Annotated in this window: 13 protein-coding genes; 3 read left to right on the top strand and 10 right to left on the bottom strand. The window is 55.7% G+C overall.

What is annotated here, in order from left to right:
* Positions 1 to 52 precede the first annotated feature (52 nt).
* Positions 53 to 1,303, bottom strand: coding sequence for a chorismate synthase (locus tag RMSM_RS18975; RefSeq protein WP_008699770.1), 1,251 nt, complete (start codon positions 1,301 to 1,303; stop codon positions 53 to 55).
* A 236-nt stretch (positions 1,304 to 1,539) separates the two neighbouring features.
* On the bottom strand, positions 1,540 to 3,420 hold the full coding sequence (locus RMSM_RS18970) for a sulfatase-like hydrolase/transferase (protein WP_052031705.1): 1,881 nt from the start codon (positions 3,418 to 3,420) through the stop codon (positions 1,540 to 1,542).
* 454 nt (positions 3,421 to 3,874) lie between these two features.
* Here RMSM_RS18970 and RMSM_RS18965 point away from each other — a divergent pair, with 454 nt between their 5' ends.
* Positions 3,875 to 4,075, top strand: a complete 201-nt coding sequence (locus RMSM_RS18965; RefSeq protein ID WP_008699768.1) for a hypothetical protein — start codon at positions 3,875 to 3,877, stop codon at positions 4,073 to 4,075.
* Here RMSM_RS18965 and folP read toward each other — a convergent pair.
* From folP to RMSM_RS18940, 5 genes are all read right to left on the bottom strand, one after another.
* The gene (gene folP, locus RMSM_RS18960; protein ID WP_236622206.1) at positions 4,072 to 5,064 is read right to left on the bottom strand and encodes a dihydropteroate synthase; all 993 of its coding nucleotides are present in this window, start codon (positions 5,062 to 5,064) and stop codon (positions 4,072 to 4,074) included. The genes RMSM_RS18965 and folP overlap by 4 nt on opposite strands.
* 87 nt (positions 5,065 to 5,151) lie before the next feature.
* Positions 5,152 to 5,709 (bottom strand): LPS assembly lipoprotein LptE, encoded by a 558-nt coding sequence (gene lptE, locus RMSM_RS18955; RefSeq protein WP_008699765.1) that lies wholly within the window; start codon positions 5,707 to 5,709, stop codon positions 5,152 to 5,154.
* Between the two features lie 9 nt (positions 5,710 to 5,718).
* Positions 5,719 to 7,083, bottom strand: a complete 1,365-nt coding sequence (locus RMSM_RS18950) for a tetratricopeptide repeat protein (protein WP_236622205.1) — start codon at positions 7,081 to 7,083, stop codon at positions 5,719 to 5,721.
* Positions 7,084 to 7,100: 17 nt separating this feature from the next.
* Positions 7,101 to 7,898: a DNA repair protein RecO gene (gene recO / locus RMSM_RS18945; RefSeq protein WP_008699763.1), complete on the bottom strand. Its 798-nt coding sequence runs from the start codon at positions 7,896 to 7,898 to the stop codon at positions 7,101 to 7,103.
* 68 nt (positions 7,899 to 7,966) lie between these two features.
* Positions 7,967 to 8,305 (bottom strand): hypothetical protein, encoded by a 339-nt coding sequence (locus tag RMSM_RS18940; protein ID WP_008699762.1) that lies wholly within the window; start codon positions 8,303 to 8,305, stop codon positions 7,967 to 7,969.
* A gap of 416 nt (positions 8,306 to 8,721) precedes the next feature.
* Here RMSM_RS18940 and RMSM_RS41065 point away from each other — a divergent pair, with 416 nt between their 5' ends.
* Positions 8,722 to 11,862 (top strand): COG1361 family protein, encoded by a 3,141-nt coding sequence (locus RMSM_RS41065; protein WP_160168322.1) that lies wholly within the window; start codon positions 8,722 to 8,724, stop codon positions 11,860 to 11,862.
* Positions 11,863 to 12,100: 238 nt separating this feature from the next.
* On the opposite strand, the gene RMSM_RS18930 is transcribed toward RMSM_RS41065, so the two are convergent.
* The gene (locus RMSM_RS18930; RefSeq protein WP_008699760.1) at positions 12,101 to 13,282 is read right to left on the bottom strand and encodes a ribonuclease D; all 1,182 of its coding nucleotides are present in this window, start codon (positions 13,280 to 13,282) and stop codon (positions 12,101 to 12,103) included.
* A 377-nt stretch (positions 13,283 to 13,659) separates the two neighbouring features.
* Between RMSM_RS18930 and RMSM_RS18925 the strand changes: the two genes are divergently transcribed.
* A complete protein-coding gene (locus RMSM_RS18925) occupies positions 13,660 to 14,439 on the top strand; it encodes a (5-formylfuran-3-yl)methyl phosphate synthase (protein ID WP_052031704.1) in 780 nt (259 codons plus the stop codon).
* Here RMSM_RS18925 and RMSM_RS18920 read toward each other — a convergent pair.
* Together RMSM_RS18920 and RMSM_RS18915 are read right to left on the bottom strand one after the other, a co-directional pair.
* Positions 14,413 to 14,643, bottom strand: a complete 231-nt coding sequence (locus tag RMSM_RS18920; protein ID WP_008699758.1) for a hypothetical protein — start codon at positions 14,641 to 14,643, stop codon at positions 14,413 to 14,415. The two genes, RMSM_RS18925 and RMSM_RS18920, sit on opposite strands and share 27 nt — an antisense overlap.
* A gap of 152 nt (positions 14,644 to 14,795) precedes the next feature.
* Positions 14,796 to 15,136 (bottom strand): TlpA family protein disulfide reductase (locus RMSM_RS18915; RefSeq protein WP_040768110.1); only part of this gene is annotated, 341 nt, incomplete at its 5' end.

The raw sequence follows: 15,136 nt of genomic DNA, 5'->3' as shown, positions 1-15,136 counted from the left end.
CTCGTGGTGTTAGAAGAGGCAGCATGCAACGATCCTCCAAGCCAGCCACAGCCTAAAACAGCTGCGAAAGGTCACTCGACAACTTACTGGCTTGGTGCGACATCGCGGCGTTCAGCAGCTCAATCGCCACTCGTGACTCGAGCGTCACCCCGGCTCGCACGCCGACACATGGGTCATGCCGTCCTTTGACCAGCTCGAACTCAATTTCTTCCAAGTTCTTGCGGACCGAATCTTGTGGCTGATTGATCGTCGAGGTGGGTTTGAATCCGACTTGCATCACCAGCGGCATTCCCGTGGTGATCCCGCCGATCATTCCACCGTGGCTGTTGCGGACATAGCCGCTGCTGCGGATCGGGTCGTTGTTGTCGCTGCCGAATCGCTCCACCACATCACGTCCAGCACCTACTTCGCATGACTGGACGGCATTGAGCCCACCGAGGGCGCCCATCAAACGGACTTTCAAGCTCTGGTAAAGCGGATCCCCTAACAGCGGCGGCACATTGACCGCCACCACTTCGACCATCGCGCCGAGCGAATCGCCCTTCATCCGAGTCTGTTTGATTAGCTCGCCCGCCTCTTCGGCAAACTCCGTATCGATCGAATGAATGGTCGCCGAGGTCAACGATTCTTCGATCTTACTGATCGCGTCGGCCGCAATCGGTTGCCGCTGTCCATCCTGCATCAAGTCCGCAACACGATCGGCCAAACTCACTTTTGCCTTCAGCGATCCGACTTGCGAGATCGACGACAGGATCACGGTGCCAAATTTTTCGGCCAACAAGATACGGGCGATCGAGCCACCGACGACATCCGAAATCGTGGCTCGATAACTGGATCGGCCGCCGCCACGGACGTCGACAAAGCCGGCTGATTTATGAAATTTGACCAGATCGGTGTGTCCCGGGCGGACTTCGCCGGTGGGGCCGGCGAACTGGGTGTAATCCCCCGATTTTTTCGAGGTCGACAGCACCATTGCAGCGATCGGTTCGCCGGTGGTGTAGCCCTGTTCGTACGCTTCGCTCTCAAACGTGTCGCCGCCGAGCTGAACCGAAACCTTGCCACCGCCGAGCAGTTGATCGGTGTCGTTTTGGAACAGTCCCGACAGGAAAACGACTTTGTCTTTTTCGTTGCGGGGCGTCCCATGTTTGTTTCCGCCCGGACGTCGGCGGTCGAGGTACTTTTGCACATCGGCACGGCGAATCATCTGCCCGGCCGGACAGCCAAACACGATCGTCGTCACGGCTGGACCATGCGATTCGCCCGCACCGGCAACGCTAAACAGAGGACCGCCAAGAATTTCCATCAATCAATCTCAACCCAAACAAGCAAGAACAGAACGTCTGCTTGCTATCGTCGCGAGTTCGTCGCGATCTGTCGACCCAGAGTCCTATGTGGTCTGGCTCTCTATCTTAATAGCGGTGCGGCGCGGGGCCCGCCCGGTCTAAACCGAACGTTTTACTCGCCTCGACCGGACGGCTCGCGCCGTGCCGCTACCAAAGTAGATGGCATTGGGCCACGGCCCATGGAAACGCAAACCCTCTATGGCGTCGCCGAGCTGATGTCATCGACCAGACGGCCAACGTACTTGCCGACGCGTGGAGGTGGCTTTCTCAAGGATCGTGGAAGCGCTGCGATCTGTTTTTTCAGCTTTGCGTCGAGCGGAATTTGCAAATCGAGCACATTCAGTGCTTCGATCGCGGCAAAGTGCCCTACCCTTTGGACGTTGGCCAATTCCAACAGTCGATCGGTTACCGCTTGCTGATCGGCTTTGTCTCCGATGACTTGCATCGCTTCACACGCCGCGATCGCGACGCTCGGTGATTCATCATTCATTGCACGTTTGACCGCTTGAATTGCTGCGGGCGTGTTGGCGTTGCGAATTCCGATGCCGCGGACCGCCCAAAAACGAATCACCGCATCAGGGTCGGCTGAAAGCTCGATCGCTTTTTCGGTCGTCATGTCGCTGTCGAAGTTCGTCGCATCCAGGGCAGTTTCCGCAAGCCGCGTCATCAGCGCGGTATGGCTTAACGCATATTCACGAGGCGATTGGTCCTCGGGGACCACGCGGTGCATCTCGGCTTCAGGAAACATTCCCATGTCACCGGTATCGACCATCCAGCGATGCACCGCATCTCGCATCATGCTAACCCGCTCGGTATGTTCGGCATCGCCAGCAAGATTATTGACCTCATCCGGATCACTTTCCAAGTCAAACAATTCTTCGGCCGGCTTGGGTTGCCAGAACTTTGCTTGATCCTGGTTCAATTTACCTTCATCAAACATCTGTTTCCAAACTCGCGTTGTAGGGGTTTGGAACATGTAATCGACATGTTTCAAATAAGGGCGATCGGGATAGAAATGTCGCATATAGACATATCGGCCATCGGTACAGCTGCGAACCATGTCCACACGCTCGTCCATCCGCCCACGCCAACCGAACAAGTACGGCTTCGAAGGACCCGCGAACGCTCCTGCGAACGCAGTGCCCTGCATGTACGCCGGTGGCTTGACTCCTGCCAAACTGATCACGGTAGGGGCAAGATCAACGAACGAGACCAGCTGAGTCGACTCGCCGCCCGCCGTGTAATCCTTGGGGGCAAGCGAACGAAATTGCTCCGGCACATGAACCAGTAATGGCACACGTAATCCCGAATCGAATGGCCAACGTTTGCTACGCGGCATCCCGCTGCCGTGGTCACCGTAGTAAAAGATGATCGTCGAATCCGCTAATCCATCCGCTTCGAGGTCTTTCAAAACGCTGCCAACCATCTTGTCCATTTCGGTTAGCTTGTCGTAGTACTGAGCCCAATCGTGACGTACCTCAGGCGTATCCGGATGATATTTCGGCAGCGGTGCTTTGGCTGGATCATGCACCAAGGTGTGCGGCCGTTTGCGAATCTGACTCTCGTGGCTGATCGTGAAATTGATCACCGACATAAACGGCGTCGATTCGTCTGGACGATTTCGCCATGGCGATTTGCCGCCGCCCTTTTGCCAACCCGCATCCCCATTGGCAAAGTTGTAGTCCGTTTTGGAGTGGTTGGTGCAGTAATAGTCCGCCTCGCGAAGCACTTGCGGATACAATTTCATATCGGCTGGCAAGCGAACTCCACTTCGCATGTGGTGTCCTCCCAGACTGGTTGCATGCATTCCCGAGATGATGGTCGTTCGGGCCGGAGCGCAAACCGGAGCGTTGGACCAGCAATGTCGAAATCGCAACGACTTTGCTGCCAAAGCGTCAATGTGGGGTGTGTCTGCGTAGGTGTCGCCATAGCACCCCAGGTGCGGTCCATTGTCTTCGCTCGTAATCCATAGAATGTTAGGCCGCGTCGGTTCCGCCTCCGCACGTTGTGTTGTCGTCAGGGTCGCCATGATGCTGATGCCGATCAGCAGGACGCGAATCAAAGTGTGGGGGGACATAAAACAGGTCGCTTCGGGATGGAGGGGTGTATCGAGGGTGCGATCAAATCAAAATGAGACTTCGCCGATTTTGTTTCGTGCCTATAGACATCAAGAAACTTTATCTGCGAAGTCGATTTTCGAGGGACCGAGTAAGTCTTTTTCGTTTGCCCGGATTTAGGAAAGTTTCCGGATTGCTCGGGTCGAAATAATTATAACCCCGTCACGTTGCCTTGTGTTTGCTGTGGCTACCATGGCGGGGCTTTGCGGGTGATTGTACTCCATTGATTTTGGAATTCCACATTGCCATGGACCTGGTTTTGATGCGACTATTCGGATCATTCGTGATAAACTGATTCCTAGAGTCTCTCTTCTGGCAAATCGGTGTCAGTTTGTTCGGAGATTTCGTAGGAAATAGGCGAATACTTTTAAAGTACTAAACGTCATTCTGCGCTGGGCAGCAGGGGAACCGAAGATGATTAATCTAGCAACCTACACCGTTCAAACCGTTCATGGCTTGAAAGATACGTTTCAGGTTAGTGCCAACGGAACGGTCGATACGTGCCATTTGTTCGTCACCGGGCCGACATCGTCATCGACGAAAAACGACTCGGCTGTAAGCGAGAAGAATCGCCAATCCAAACGCGACGAGTCGACGCCACCGAAGTCTCGCTAATCGAGACCGCCCGAGGCTTCGAAAAGCGTCAGGGCATCCACCGTTGGTTTGACGTCGTGAACTCGGATCACTTGCGCTCCCGCTACGGCCATCGCCAGGGAAACCCCCAGCGTGCCTGCCGTGCGGTCGGCATTTTTGTCGCCGATCCGATTCCCAATAAAGCCTTTGCGTGAATGCCCGATCAATAAGGGCGAACCGAGTTGGACGAATCGACCGGTCGCACGTAGCAGCATCAAGTTGTGTTCGTGTGTCTTGCCGAAACCGATCCCGGGATCCAAGCACACTCGGTCTCGGCGGATTCCGATCCGTTCGCACCAACGCAGTCGCTGTCGTAGATAATGTTCGATTTCAGCCACGACATCGTCGTAGCTTGGATCGTCTTGCATCGTTTGCGGTGTGCCCTGCATATGCATGACGCAGACACCGACCCCGCGTTCTCTCGCGATCTCGGCCATCGCCGGGTCGCCCTCGAGTCCCGTCACGTCGTTGATGATCTCGGCGCCGGCATCGAGTGCCTGTTGGGCTACTTCGGCCTTGGACGTGTCGATGCTGATCGGGATCGTCAACTGCCCGGATGATCTCAATTTCTCGATCACTGGCATCACGCGATCGATCTCTTCTTGGCAATCGACCGCGTCGCTATACGGCCGTGTGCTTTCGCCGCCAATGTCGATGATCGCAGCCCCATCGGCTTGCATTTGCAGCGCCGCGGCGACGGCCACATCCACTTGCTGGTGTCGCCCTCCATCGGAAAAACTGTCTGGCGTGACATTCACGATTCCCATCACCAGCGGAACGCGGCCAAAGCGGAGCCGCCGTTTGCCAACGTCCCAGTACTCGCAACGTTTTGATTCGGCCAGCTTAGGGGTGGCCCGCTCAGAGTCGGCCCGTTTAGAGTCGGCCCGTTTAGAGTCGGCCCGCTCAGAATCGGCCAGGGGATTCGCGGTATTATCAGGGCTGTTTTCTGAGCCCGAGTCCGTTGCAGACATTAACTTGAGATTGCCATCGCGTGTGCTGAAGAAGCATCCATCGCGTTCATTGATTGAACGTCGTGGCACATTCTACAACGGATTGGCTTACCAACGAAGTTCCATTTGAGAAACAATGCGTTGGGCAAGCTTTTCAATCGTCGCTTGCAACGCCGTATCGATCGACTGTCCCGCTTCGGGCACAAATCGCGAGTCTTGGCTGAACGAGATTGCCGAACCGCTTTGCGGGGCGACAGTGTTCTGAAACAGCTTCTCGCCGCGACGGCTGACCCAATCCGCTCGCGCGGTAAGCGTCGCATCAAGAGCTCGGGGGTCATCCGAGGTTGTTTCGGTCAGGACGTTCTTGTTTTCATTGGTCAAGACAACCAACAGCGTGCTGTCGGCTCCTGGGTCCGAAACGACTTTAAACGGAGTGCGACTTTCAATCTCGGTCACGATGGCCAGCGATAATCGTGGTCCCAGATCGTGACGGTAGGTCTCATTGCGAACGATTGGAACATGCACCGTGCGAATGTCTGATCGATACAGCGACGCGGGGCCGTACTGATACAGCGAACATCCGCTTGCGATCGATAGCGATAGCAAGACGACCAGCAACAAAATGCTGCGAACAGTTGCGTCGATTGGTATGACGATTCGATTCACAGCCGTCGACTACCTTAGCATGGTGGGGCTATCGGTTTCAGGACGCTCTTCGCCGTTGTCGAAAGTCGTTTCAAGCGGAGTGCTGGCTTTCGAATCCGGGAACACGGTCGTTAGCCACGCAAGCTGTGGTGTCGGCACGTCCGGTAGTTTTTCGATTGCTGCCAATCGCGTGCGAGCCGTTTCAGCATGCGGCGTATCTTGGTGCGATTTCAGCAATTCGTTGTAGTAATAGCGAGCCGCACCATACTCTTTCTTGTTTTCGCGAAACTGAGCTCGGGTCGCTAAGCGTTCGGCTCGATGAAATGAGATCTCCGAGGCAGCACGAGCAAGGATCTCCGAATACTTTTCCTCACGCAGTTTGTCGGGGAATCGAGTGCGTGTTTGCTTGACAATCTTGTCGGCTTCATCCAGCACTAAACCGCTGTACTGTGGTCCCGCGTACATCTCTAACTTGCAGCGGATGCCTAGCAGGTGGGCGAGGAACAAATGGTCGCTGTCGGTGTAGGTTTCTCGCAAATCGGTGAGAAACTCGTCAGCTTTTTCGAATTTGCCTTGGCGAATGTTCTCTGCAGCAGCGGCCATCGTCGCGTCGTCCGCCAATTTGCCAGTTGGATCGTCGTAGCGAATTTGATCCAACACGCGGATGGCATGACCGTCGGCGTCGGTGATCGGACGTTTATGGTCGGTCAAGTTCAAGAACTTCCACTTGCCCTCGGTCGCTTTTTCGGTGTCGATCCAGTACCGCGAGATGCTGAACAATCGTGCGGTGATGCGGTCGTTGTGGCGATTGCGTGGATAGGTTTTTTGCAGCTCGGTGTAAACTTCGCTCGCCTCCTTTAAACGGTCGGCGAAAAACAAGCTTTCGGCCTGCATGAACATCGCGTCCTGCTGTAGCGCCGTTCCCGGTGATGCTTCGTTGGCACGGCGAAACAGTTTGGCGGCCTTATGAAAGGTTGTCTTGGCTTCTTCGTCGTTCATCGTCCCGGCTTGGCGGAAAACGGTGTCGCCTTGCTTGTACAGGTCCTTTGCCTTCGTCACGTTTTCCTGTTCACGCATCGTGACAAAGTTCACCACGCGGGTTGTGTTCTTCCGAGCGACGTCGCCAAAGGAATTCGATTCCGATGCGTGATGACCGCCGTCTTCGTCGGGCACGTCATATAACGACGAATCCGATGGGAATAAACTGGGGGGGCGCGAAAACGATTGACATCCTGTCGCCCCGCCAAGCGTGCAAACCGCGATCGCTGTGGCAATCCAGCGCGACGTGCCGAAGACGCGAGACGTGCCGAGGACACGCGGCATCGTTGGATGCGGAACGAGCATCTCGTAGGTCGGAATCCATTGACGGATCGATTTTGGTAGCAATCGTTGCATGGTTTGGTCGTATCGCTTCATGCGGTCGGTTCCGTAGGATTCGAGGCAGACGGCAGGGTCTCGGTTTGCACCGACTGCGGCAGTAGGTACTGCGTTCGGGGCACTCTGCCCACGATCGTTTGTATGTATCGGCTCATCACGGCTCTCAGCTCCCCATAAACGTGGGTGGAAACCGAGGTTGGCAGTGACGTTTTGGAATCGACCAAATTTCGGAGTTGCTCGATCACTACGTTGCGAACGGAAATCAATTGATGCTGACGCGGGGCACAGTTGGAACAGACGATCCCTCCGGTCGCCAATGCAAACGGAATCCGCGACGCCGTCGTTGTCATCTCTTTTCCGCAGTCCGTACAGCGATCGGTTCCCGGCGCATGGCCGAGTAACCGCAGCATCTGGGCTTCGTAAAAAAGGATGGTCGAGGCAACATCGCCAACACCATCGATCTGGTTCAACACGGAAATCGTCAAATCGTAAACATCAACATGAGGGTCGTGGTCATCGGTCATCAGTCGCAATATTTCAGCGACGTAGTAGCCTGCGTAAACGCGAGCGAGCGAACGATCGGCCCCGCGAAACCGACGATGCAGTTTCGCTTCGGTCAACAAATCGAGCGCATCGCTACTCTTACGATGAACGACTACACGACAAACGGCTAACAGGTCAAGCGAACCTTCGAAGGGACCTTTGGGCCGCCGAGCCCCTTTGGCGATCGCTGATAACCGCCCAAAGTCGCGTGTGAAGAGCGTCACGACGAGACTTGTCTCGCTAAATTCCGTAGTGCGCAGAACAATTGCATGGCTTTGGTCGGCCGCCATCGGACTCGCCTACGGTTGTTGGTTCACGATGAAAGAACAAAAAAATTTATTCGCAGTCCCCTGCCCTGCTACAATTCGCCCCGCTCACCCAGCGATGATAGCAATTCGCTCATTTCTGCCGCGGCATGGGCATCGCCTTGGCTGCGAGCTTGGTCGATGCCATCACGCAAAAATTTTCGTGACTCGTCCAAACGCGTAGGATCTTCGAGTGCCAAGTCGGCGAGAATCTGGCCCGCCATAAAGAACGCGGGGACATACGGAGGATCATCGTGCGTCAATTCTTCGAGCCGGCGAAGACTCTCGGCAAAGTCGCCTTCACTCTTGTGCTCCATCGCCAAACTGTAACGCAGAAACGTGTCGTTGGGCTCGTCAGCTAGCATGGCTTCGATTTTTTCGCGTCGACTCATGTCGTTGTTCTTTTTTTGCTGGTTCGGGGGACGGCAAACAGGACGGCAATATGGCCAAAGCGAATTGTAACGCTTGGCAAATGAAGCGTTTAGGTGCCCTCGCAGCGGCCAGCCCCCCGTAGTGGACTTCGCCAGAAGTCCCCCCAAACCTCCGTAGTGGACTTCGCCAGAAGTCCCCCAAACCTCCGTAATGGATTTCGCCAGAAATCCCCCAAGCAGGTTGGATCAAGGAATTCTGGGGAGATCCACGACCCAAAATCGGCATAACCGTCAAATTTTATTGGACCGTGCGGGTCGGGAAAGACGATGAACCCAAAGATCCAATTTCCTTTCTAAAATCGTGAGATGTAGGCATGCGCGGCAATCGCAAAATGCTAGTGGCTTCGAAGCTATTCGCCATCCCATTTGCCTGTTTAATGTCCTCCGCAGCGATGGGGGAGAGCCCAACTGCGACTCAGGCGGCGTTTGAATCGACGGGGCAAAACGGAAATATTGCTCAGGTCGCCGATCAGCAAACGAATTCAGTTTCGGCGACAAAAACCGCCCCCAATCTGTTCTATTCGCTTGCCGCCAACAACGCGCACAACCAAATTCAACGCAATCGCGAATCACGAGGAATCCTCAGCGGGTTGTTCGGTCGATCATCGAGTTCCGACACTACGTCGTCTTCGCAGACGCAAGCACGGTCGTCCAGCCAGCCTACTGCCGACCGTGAGCCTGCCGATTGGAGCGGCATTCCGTATCACCGCGGTACTGCCACCCCAGAAACCGATGCTCGCACTCCGATTCGGGACCCCAGCCAACGGAACACGGCCCGTGTGATTCGCGGCCGTGCACCGGCGCCGCTCAAAGCGGATCCGGTCTCCACCCGAACTGCGTCTCGCGTCCCAACACCGCCATCGGATTCGGTGCTGGTCGATCGCAGCGACGTTGCTGATTTGCGTCCGGTTACTTCACGTCCGACGGCGGCACGCGTCATCCCTCGCGAAACCTACAGCCGAACGAATCACGATACAAACGCGTTGTCGAGCGAAACAAGTAGCCGCCGCAGCGGACGTCGTTCGCTGGACGCGCTCGATCCTGCCGAGATCAAATCGCCTGCGAGTTCGGCCGCTTCATCCTCTGCGAATGCGTCGGCTGGCAAACCAACGCCGGAACTTGTTCCTAAAGTGGTTCGTCGCGAAATTGAGTCATCCGAACCCGTCGCCGAAACCAAGGTGGCTGCGAATTCGAAGTCAAAGGTTTCAACAAGCAGTCAATCGGGAACCAGTTCACGTCGTGGCAGCGGTGCCGGTGCGACAGCCAATGTCGCCGCGAAGCCCAATGTCGCTGCGAAATCAGGACCAACCCCTTCGGTCGAATTGCCTAAGCCAAAGGTTGCCAAAGACGAAACTAGCAAAGCGGAAACTGCCAAGACCCAAGTGGCTGTGAACACGCCAACACCTGCTGTGGCACCTAAACCGGCAGCGGCCGCCCCTGCTGCGGCACCGGCGCCTGCTGCTGCGGTTGCCAAGACGCCCGCCAAAGCTGTCTCACCGACGGCATCCGGATCGGCGCCGGCATCGTTGGGATTGCCCGCCGCTGCGGCGTCACCTTCCGCTACAGTTGCTGCGGTTCCCAACCCTTCCGCCGGATATCACACTCCGGACATGACGTCGCCGGCATCGACCTTGCCTGCTCCGGATAAACATCTTGCACCGACGCCATCGGCTCAAGCGATCTCGCATCGCGCCGGGCCTCCGGTTAGTGCGTTTGGACCAAGCCAATTGGTGCCCACGCAAAGCGACGCCGCTGCCGCCAGCCAGATCATCGCTCCGATTGGTTCCGGTCTTGCCGGTCAACCCAGTGGCAATGCTGCTGCAGCCACCAACGACGGAGACGGTTTCAACGTCCGCACCGAGAAAATGGTCACCTTCGGTCAACCCGTGGGGGTTCCCGCCGTGGCCGACGCATCGTCAAACTCGGTGACAAAACCGACTCGACTGCACGATATGGATAACTATCAGGGCAATTCAAACTCGGCGACCGGTAACTACTCGGGCGACAACTTCGCGCAACCTCGTTACGATTCGCAACGAACCAATTCGATGCGATCGGGCACGCCCCGATCGGACGGATTGGATTCGCAACGTGCTCTGATGGAGGGGCAAAATTCGACAGCATCGGAATTGCCTGGAATTCGCGTTGTGACGTTTGGTCCTGGCGAAATCATGATCCGCCAAACTCAGCAATACGAAATTCGTGTTGAAAACCGAGGGGCGATCGATGCTCAAGGTGTCTTGGTCCGTGCGGTCATCCCTGACTGGGCCGAGATCCATGGACATAACGCCTCGCAAGGCCATATTGAAAATCAAACCCAAGACAATTCAGAGCGTTTGGTGTGGACGATTGACTCGTTGCCTGCGGGATCGGTCGAGCGAATGTTCGTGCGATTGCGAGCTGAACGAAGCGGTACCCATGCTTTGGACGTCGATTGGACGATGACTCCACAGCACGCCACCGCGACGGTCAAGGTGCAAGAACCTCGCTTGGATCTGACGATCGAAGGACCCGAGGAAGTAATCTACGGTCAATCGCAAACCTACACGGTTCGCGTTTTGAATCCCGGCGATGGAACCGCGCCCAACGTGGTCTTCACGTTGTCGCCTAACTCGGCCACTCCGCAAACCCAGCGGATCGGCGACATTCCGGCGGGCAAAGAGGCTCAGTTCGAAGTCGAGTTGACGGCTCAAGACCTGGTCGATCTGAAGATCCACGGCATGGCATCGGGTGACCTCGATCTTCGTGCCGAAGCCGAGAAGACGATCCGAGTAGCCTCAGCCAAACTCGAAGCGGTATTGACCGGCCCCGAGTTAAAGTACCAGAACACCGAATCGCTTTACAATTTGCAGGTCCAGAACACGGGCTCGGCAACCAGCGAGCGAATCGTTGCCACGCTGCAATTGCCCGGCGGCGTGAAGTACCTCGGCGGGCTCGAGGAAGCTCAGCTTCAGCACGGTACACTCAAGTGGCAGGTCAATGCTCTGGCACCTGGTGCGACTCGCAACTACCAATTCCGCTGTAACATGACCGCTACGGGTGACCAACGTTTCATCTTCGATTGCAAAGGCTCGGCCGCCGGTCAAACCGGCGTCGCGTTGGCAACTCGAGTCGAATCGATTGCTGACCTTGTGTTGACGATCAATGATCCCCCTGCCCCGGCTCCGATCGGTTCCGACGTGACTTACGAGATCATCGTGCGAAACCGCGGCAGCAAAGAAGCGACCGACATCCGTGCATTGGCTCAATTCAGTCACGGCATCGAACCCAACAAGATCGAAGGCCAAAGTGGCGAATTGCTGACCGGCCAAGTCTTGTTCGATCCAATCCCTCGCATCGGGGCTGGTCAAGAGATTCGCTTGCGAGTCGTTGCCAAGGCAGATCGTGCGGGACACCATCGCTTCCGCACCGAAGTCCGATCGGGTGACACCGTCTTGGTTGCGGAAGAGGCCACTCACTATATGAGTCCTCAAAGCGAGCGAGTGAGCCGCCGCAGCAGCGACGTGCAAAGCCGCTAAAGCGGTGAAGGTTGTTATAGCGGAGCGGCGTGAGCCGCCCGGTCAGGATTTTGTAGCGGAGCGGAGCGAGCCGCCCGGTCTAATTCGAACATCCCACTCGCTGCAAGCGGACGCCTTATGCCGCGTCCGCTAGAGCAGTGGCTAAAACAAGATCGAATTGTAACGCGAGCCGGCCTCATCGTTTTGAGGTCGGCTCGTTTCGTTCAACACTGATCCGGTCGTCTCACTGCGTGCTTGCTTACTCTTTGACTTCGATGAATTCCAGCGGCTGCGTTTCGCTGACATCGGCAACGCGAATCGCAAGTTCACCGGCTAAAAGTTTGCGGAACGATTTGCCGACAATGTCGCCTCGCCATCCCTTCAATAGTGATGGCTCGGGATCGTTTTTGCGATGTTCTAATTCGTAACCCAATAGCTCACGAACATCGTCAGCGTTGCCCACGATCGGCGGAGCGAGTTTGTGTTGCCGGCTGATACACGCAATCGATGTCGATAGAAATTGGCTCAACATCGGCGAAACCGAACGCCGCGTGCCACGTGGACGACGCGGCAGATCCGACTCGGGTGTTTCCAATGCCACACGAATCGCTTCGGCAATCGCTTCGTATTGGCCGGTATACCCGCGTCGTTCGAGTCCGCGAATGCTGCGGATCTTGTCGATGTTCGTCGAAGCTTTTTTGGCCAATTCGACCAGCAAATCGTCACGCATCACCCGACGTGGAATCCGGTCGGTTTCGCGAGCACGGTCTTCACGCCATAGCCACAATTGGCGAACCGTTTCCAATTGGCGAGGGTTTAGCCCCGACGATCCACTGACGCGATGCCAGTTTTCGCGAGTCTCGGCGTCGATGACTTTTTGCTGCAGATTGGCGGTTTCTTCGGCAACCCACGTTTCGCGATTCAGATCACATACCATCGTGTTGAGTTGTTGGTACATCTTCTCGAGATCCACCACGTCGTGCAGCGCGTAGGTGATCTGGTCCTTGCTCAAGGGGCGATGCCGCCAATTGGTTCGCGTTTCGCCTTTCGGTAACGACTTGCCGACCAATCGCTGAACCAACGTCGCTAGTGATGCGGGGTACTCCATGCCCACAAAGCCAGCGGCTAACTGGGTGTCGAACAGTCCCGCGATCGGTTTTCCAGAAAAGCGATAGCAAAAACGAATCTCCTCGCGAGCCGCGTGGGCGATCACGATTCGTCCTGGCTGGGAAAGGACCTCCCAAAATGGATCGGTGGTTTCCACCCGGTAGGGATCGATGATCGCCAAGCGGTCCCCAAAAGCGACCTGGATCAAGCACAGTTCTGGACGGTAGCTATCTTCGGATACAAACTCGGTATCAAATCCGACGAAACGGCATTTGGCGATCTCTTCACAGAGATCTTCGAGCTCCGCGTGATTGTTGATGGACTCGTACTTCAAAACTTGGCTTTGAATGTTGAAAGGAAGCTGTGGGGTTATAACGTCACGCAGGTAGGCCGGAATCGCGTTAGCCGTTTGGGCGCTAGCCCCGGTTGAATGTCGTAACCGTGGCTAGCGGGCTGTTGATTTCGTCGTACGATGGACTTCCTAGTCCGTCGAATACACTACTGATGGACGAGGTAGTCCATCAGTCACGTGCCATAGTAAACTTCATTAAATCAACAGCCCGCTAGCGCCAACGCGGCTAATATACGCAAATACTCCTGCCTAGCTGTTTAGGAGTGTCGACTTTACCCCCTTTGGTTGCGATCGCCTATCCGGTTTATGCTGCAATTGCCATAGTTTCTGTCTCTGTTAAAAACGAAAAGTGTTGTTCTGTGACGGATCTGCTAGTCAGTGTGAGGGACGATTGTGAGTTTCAAGACGCCATTGCCACTGGCGTGGGAATCATCGACTTCAAAGAGCCACGCCATGGTGCGTTGGCGCCGGTGGACCCCACCGTTTGGCATTCGGCTGCATTGCGGATAACCGAATTGAATCAGCTCAACCGTTTCACGGCGGCGGGGGGCGATTCTTTGATCCCAGCACGGCCGCGGCTCTCGGCAGCACTTGGCGAAGCCGAAGGTTGGCAAGCGGTGGCGTCGCAGTTGCCCCGAACGTTTGATTTTGCCAAGATCGGCCCCTCGCAAATCAAGACGGCTGCGGCGATGCAAGGGTTGTGGGAATCAGCGTCGCAGTGCATCGGTCCGACCACCGAACTGGTGGCCGTCGCCTATGCGGATAGCGATTCGGCAGCGTGTTTGCCGGCCGAACAGGTTTTCCAATTGGCCGGAGAATTCGGGTTCCGTCGCTGCTTGATCGACACGTTCAGCAAAACAGGACGCTCGTCGATCGAGTATCTCGGTTACGAGCGACTGAGAACGATTGGCCAAATCGCAAAGCAGGCGTCAATGAAATGGTCGTTGGCGGGATCCATTCGCATCGCGATGATCGACTCGCTTATTTCCGAGCGTATTTTTCCGGATTGTTACGCGGTCCGCGGCGACGTGTGTCATCAGGGACGCAGTGGTCGATTGTGTGCATCGCGATTGAAGCAGTGGGTCGATCGTATGGCGTTGATGCATTCACGCTCATTCGGCCCAATCGAGTCCTGTTAACGAGATCAATCGGTCTTCGAAATGGCCGATCAATCCGCCTACCAGCTGCCACTCGTCACGCGACCGCAATTCGATCTCGCCGAACTTGTTAATTCGTAAGATTGAATCGCCGTTGACGCCCGATTCATGCATCTGTTTCAGATCGATTTCGCCTTCGTTGACGACGTCCAATAATGTTTTTCCTGTTAGTTCAATAAATTGCATCTCAGGTCCTCAACATAAGATGACTTCCGACAAAGTGGATTCGGATAGCTCTTCTCATTGAATCACCCAGTGTAGTTCAGAACGCTGCGAATCCATCATTGCTTGACAAGATTTGTAAAACGTATTTTTCTGTATTGACTTTCGCTTGCGGTCTAATCCTGAAGTCGTTTTAGCGTTTGTTTTAATTGTGCGATCGTGTAATCAATCGATGCAACGCGGCCTTCTTGATCCAGCACCACCAAGAACGGCATCGACACCATGCCGAACCTCGCCGCGACTTCGTTCGGAATCTCAGCGGTGGCGGACGATTCGGCTCGATAGCTTGAAAAGTTCAAATTGTTTTGCCGAACGAACTCCGCCACAGGAGCTCCGGCGGGATCCAAGTTTACGCCGACGATCGCGATCTTGTCGGGCGACTGCTGTTCGAGTTCCTGCAGGTGTGGAATCAATTGTAGCGATTCCGGGAACCCCATTGCCCACAACGGCATCAAGA

This window comes from Rhodopirellula maiorica SM1 (assembly GCF_000346295.1).
GTDB lineage: Bacteria > Planctomycetota > Planctomycetia > Pirellulales > Pirellulaceae > Novipirellula > Novipirellula maiorica.
The sequence above is the reverse complement of the archived record's forward strand: the minus strand, read 5'-3'. Positions and strand labels throughout refer to the sequence as shown.

Coding starts and splice junctions, on each gene's coding strand:
- RMSM_RS18975 (WP_008699770.1), bottom strand. CDS start 1,303: ATGGAAATTCTTGGCGGTCCTCTGTTTAGCGTTGCCGGTGCGGGCGAA.
- RMSM_RS18970 (WP_052031705.1), bottom strand. CDS start 3,420: ATGTCCCCCCACACTTTGATTCGCGTCCTGCTGATCGGCATCAGCATC.
- RMSM_RS18965 (WP_008699768.1), top strand. CDS start 3,875: ATGATTAATCTAGCAACCTACACCGTTCAAACCGTTCATGGCTTGAAA.
- folP (WP_236622206.1), bottom strand. CDS start 5,064: ATGTCTGCAACGGACTCGGGCTCAGAAAACAGCCCTGATAATACCGCG.
- RMSM_RS18950 (WP_236622205.1), bottom strand. CDS start 7,083: ATGCAACGATTGCTACCAAAATCGATCCGTCAATGGATTCCGACCTAC.
- recO (WP_008699763.1), bottom strand. CDS start 7,898: ATGGCGGCCGACCAAAGCCATGCAATTGTTCTGCGCACTACGGAATTT.
- RMSM_RS18940 (WP_008699762.1), bottom strand. CDS start 8,305: ATGAGTCGACGCGAAAAAATCGAAGCCATGCTAGCTGACGAGCCCAAC.
- RMSM_RS41065 (WP_160168322.1), top strand. CDS start 8,722: ATGTCCTCCGCAGCGATGGGGGAGAGCCCAACTGCGACTCAGGCGGCG.
- RMSM_RS18920 (WP_008699758.1), bottom strand. CDS start 14,643: ATGCAATTTATTGAACTAACAGGAAAAACATTATTGGACGTCGTCAAC.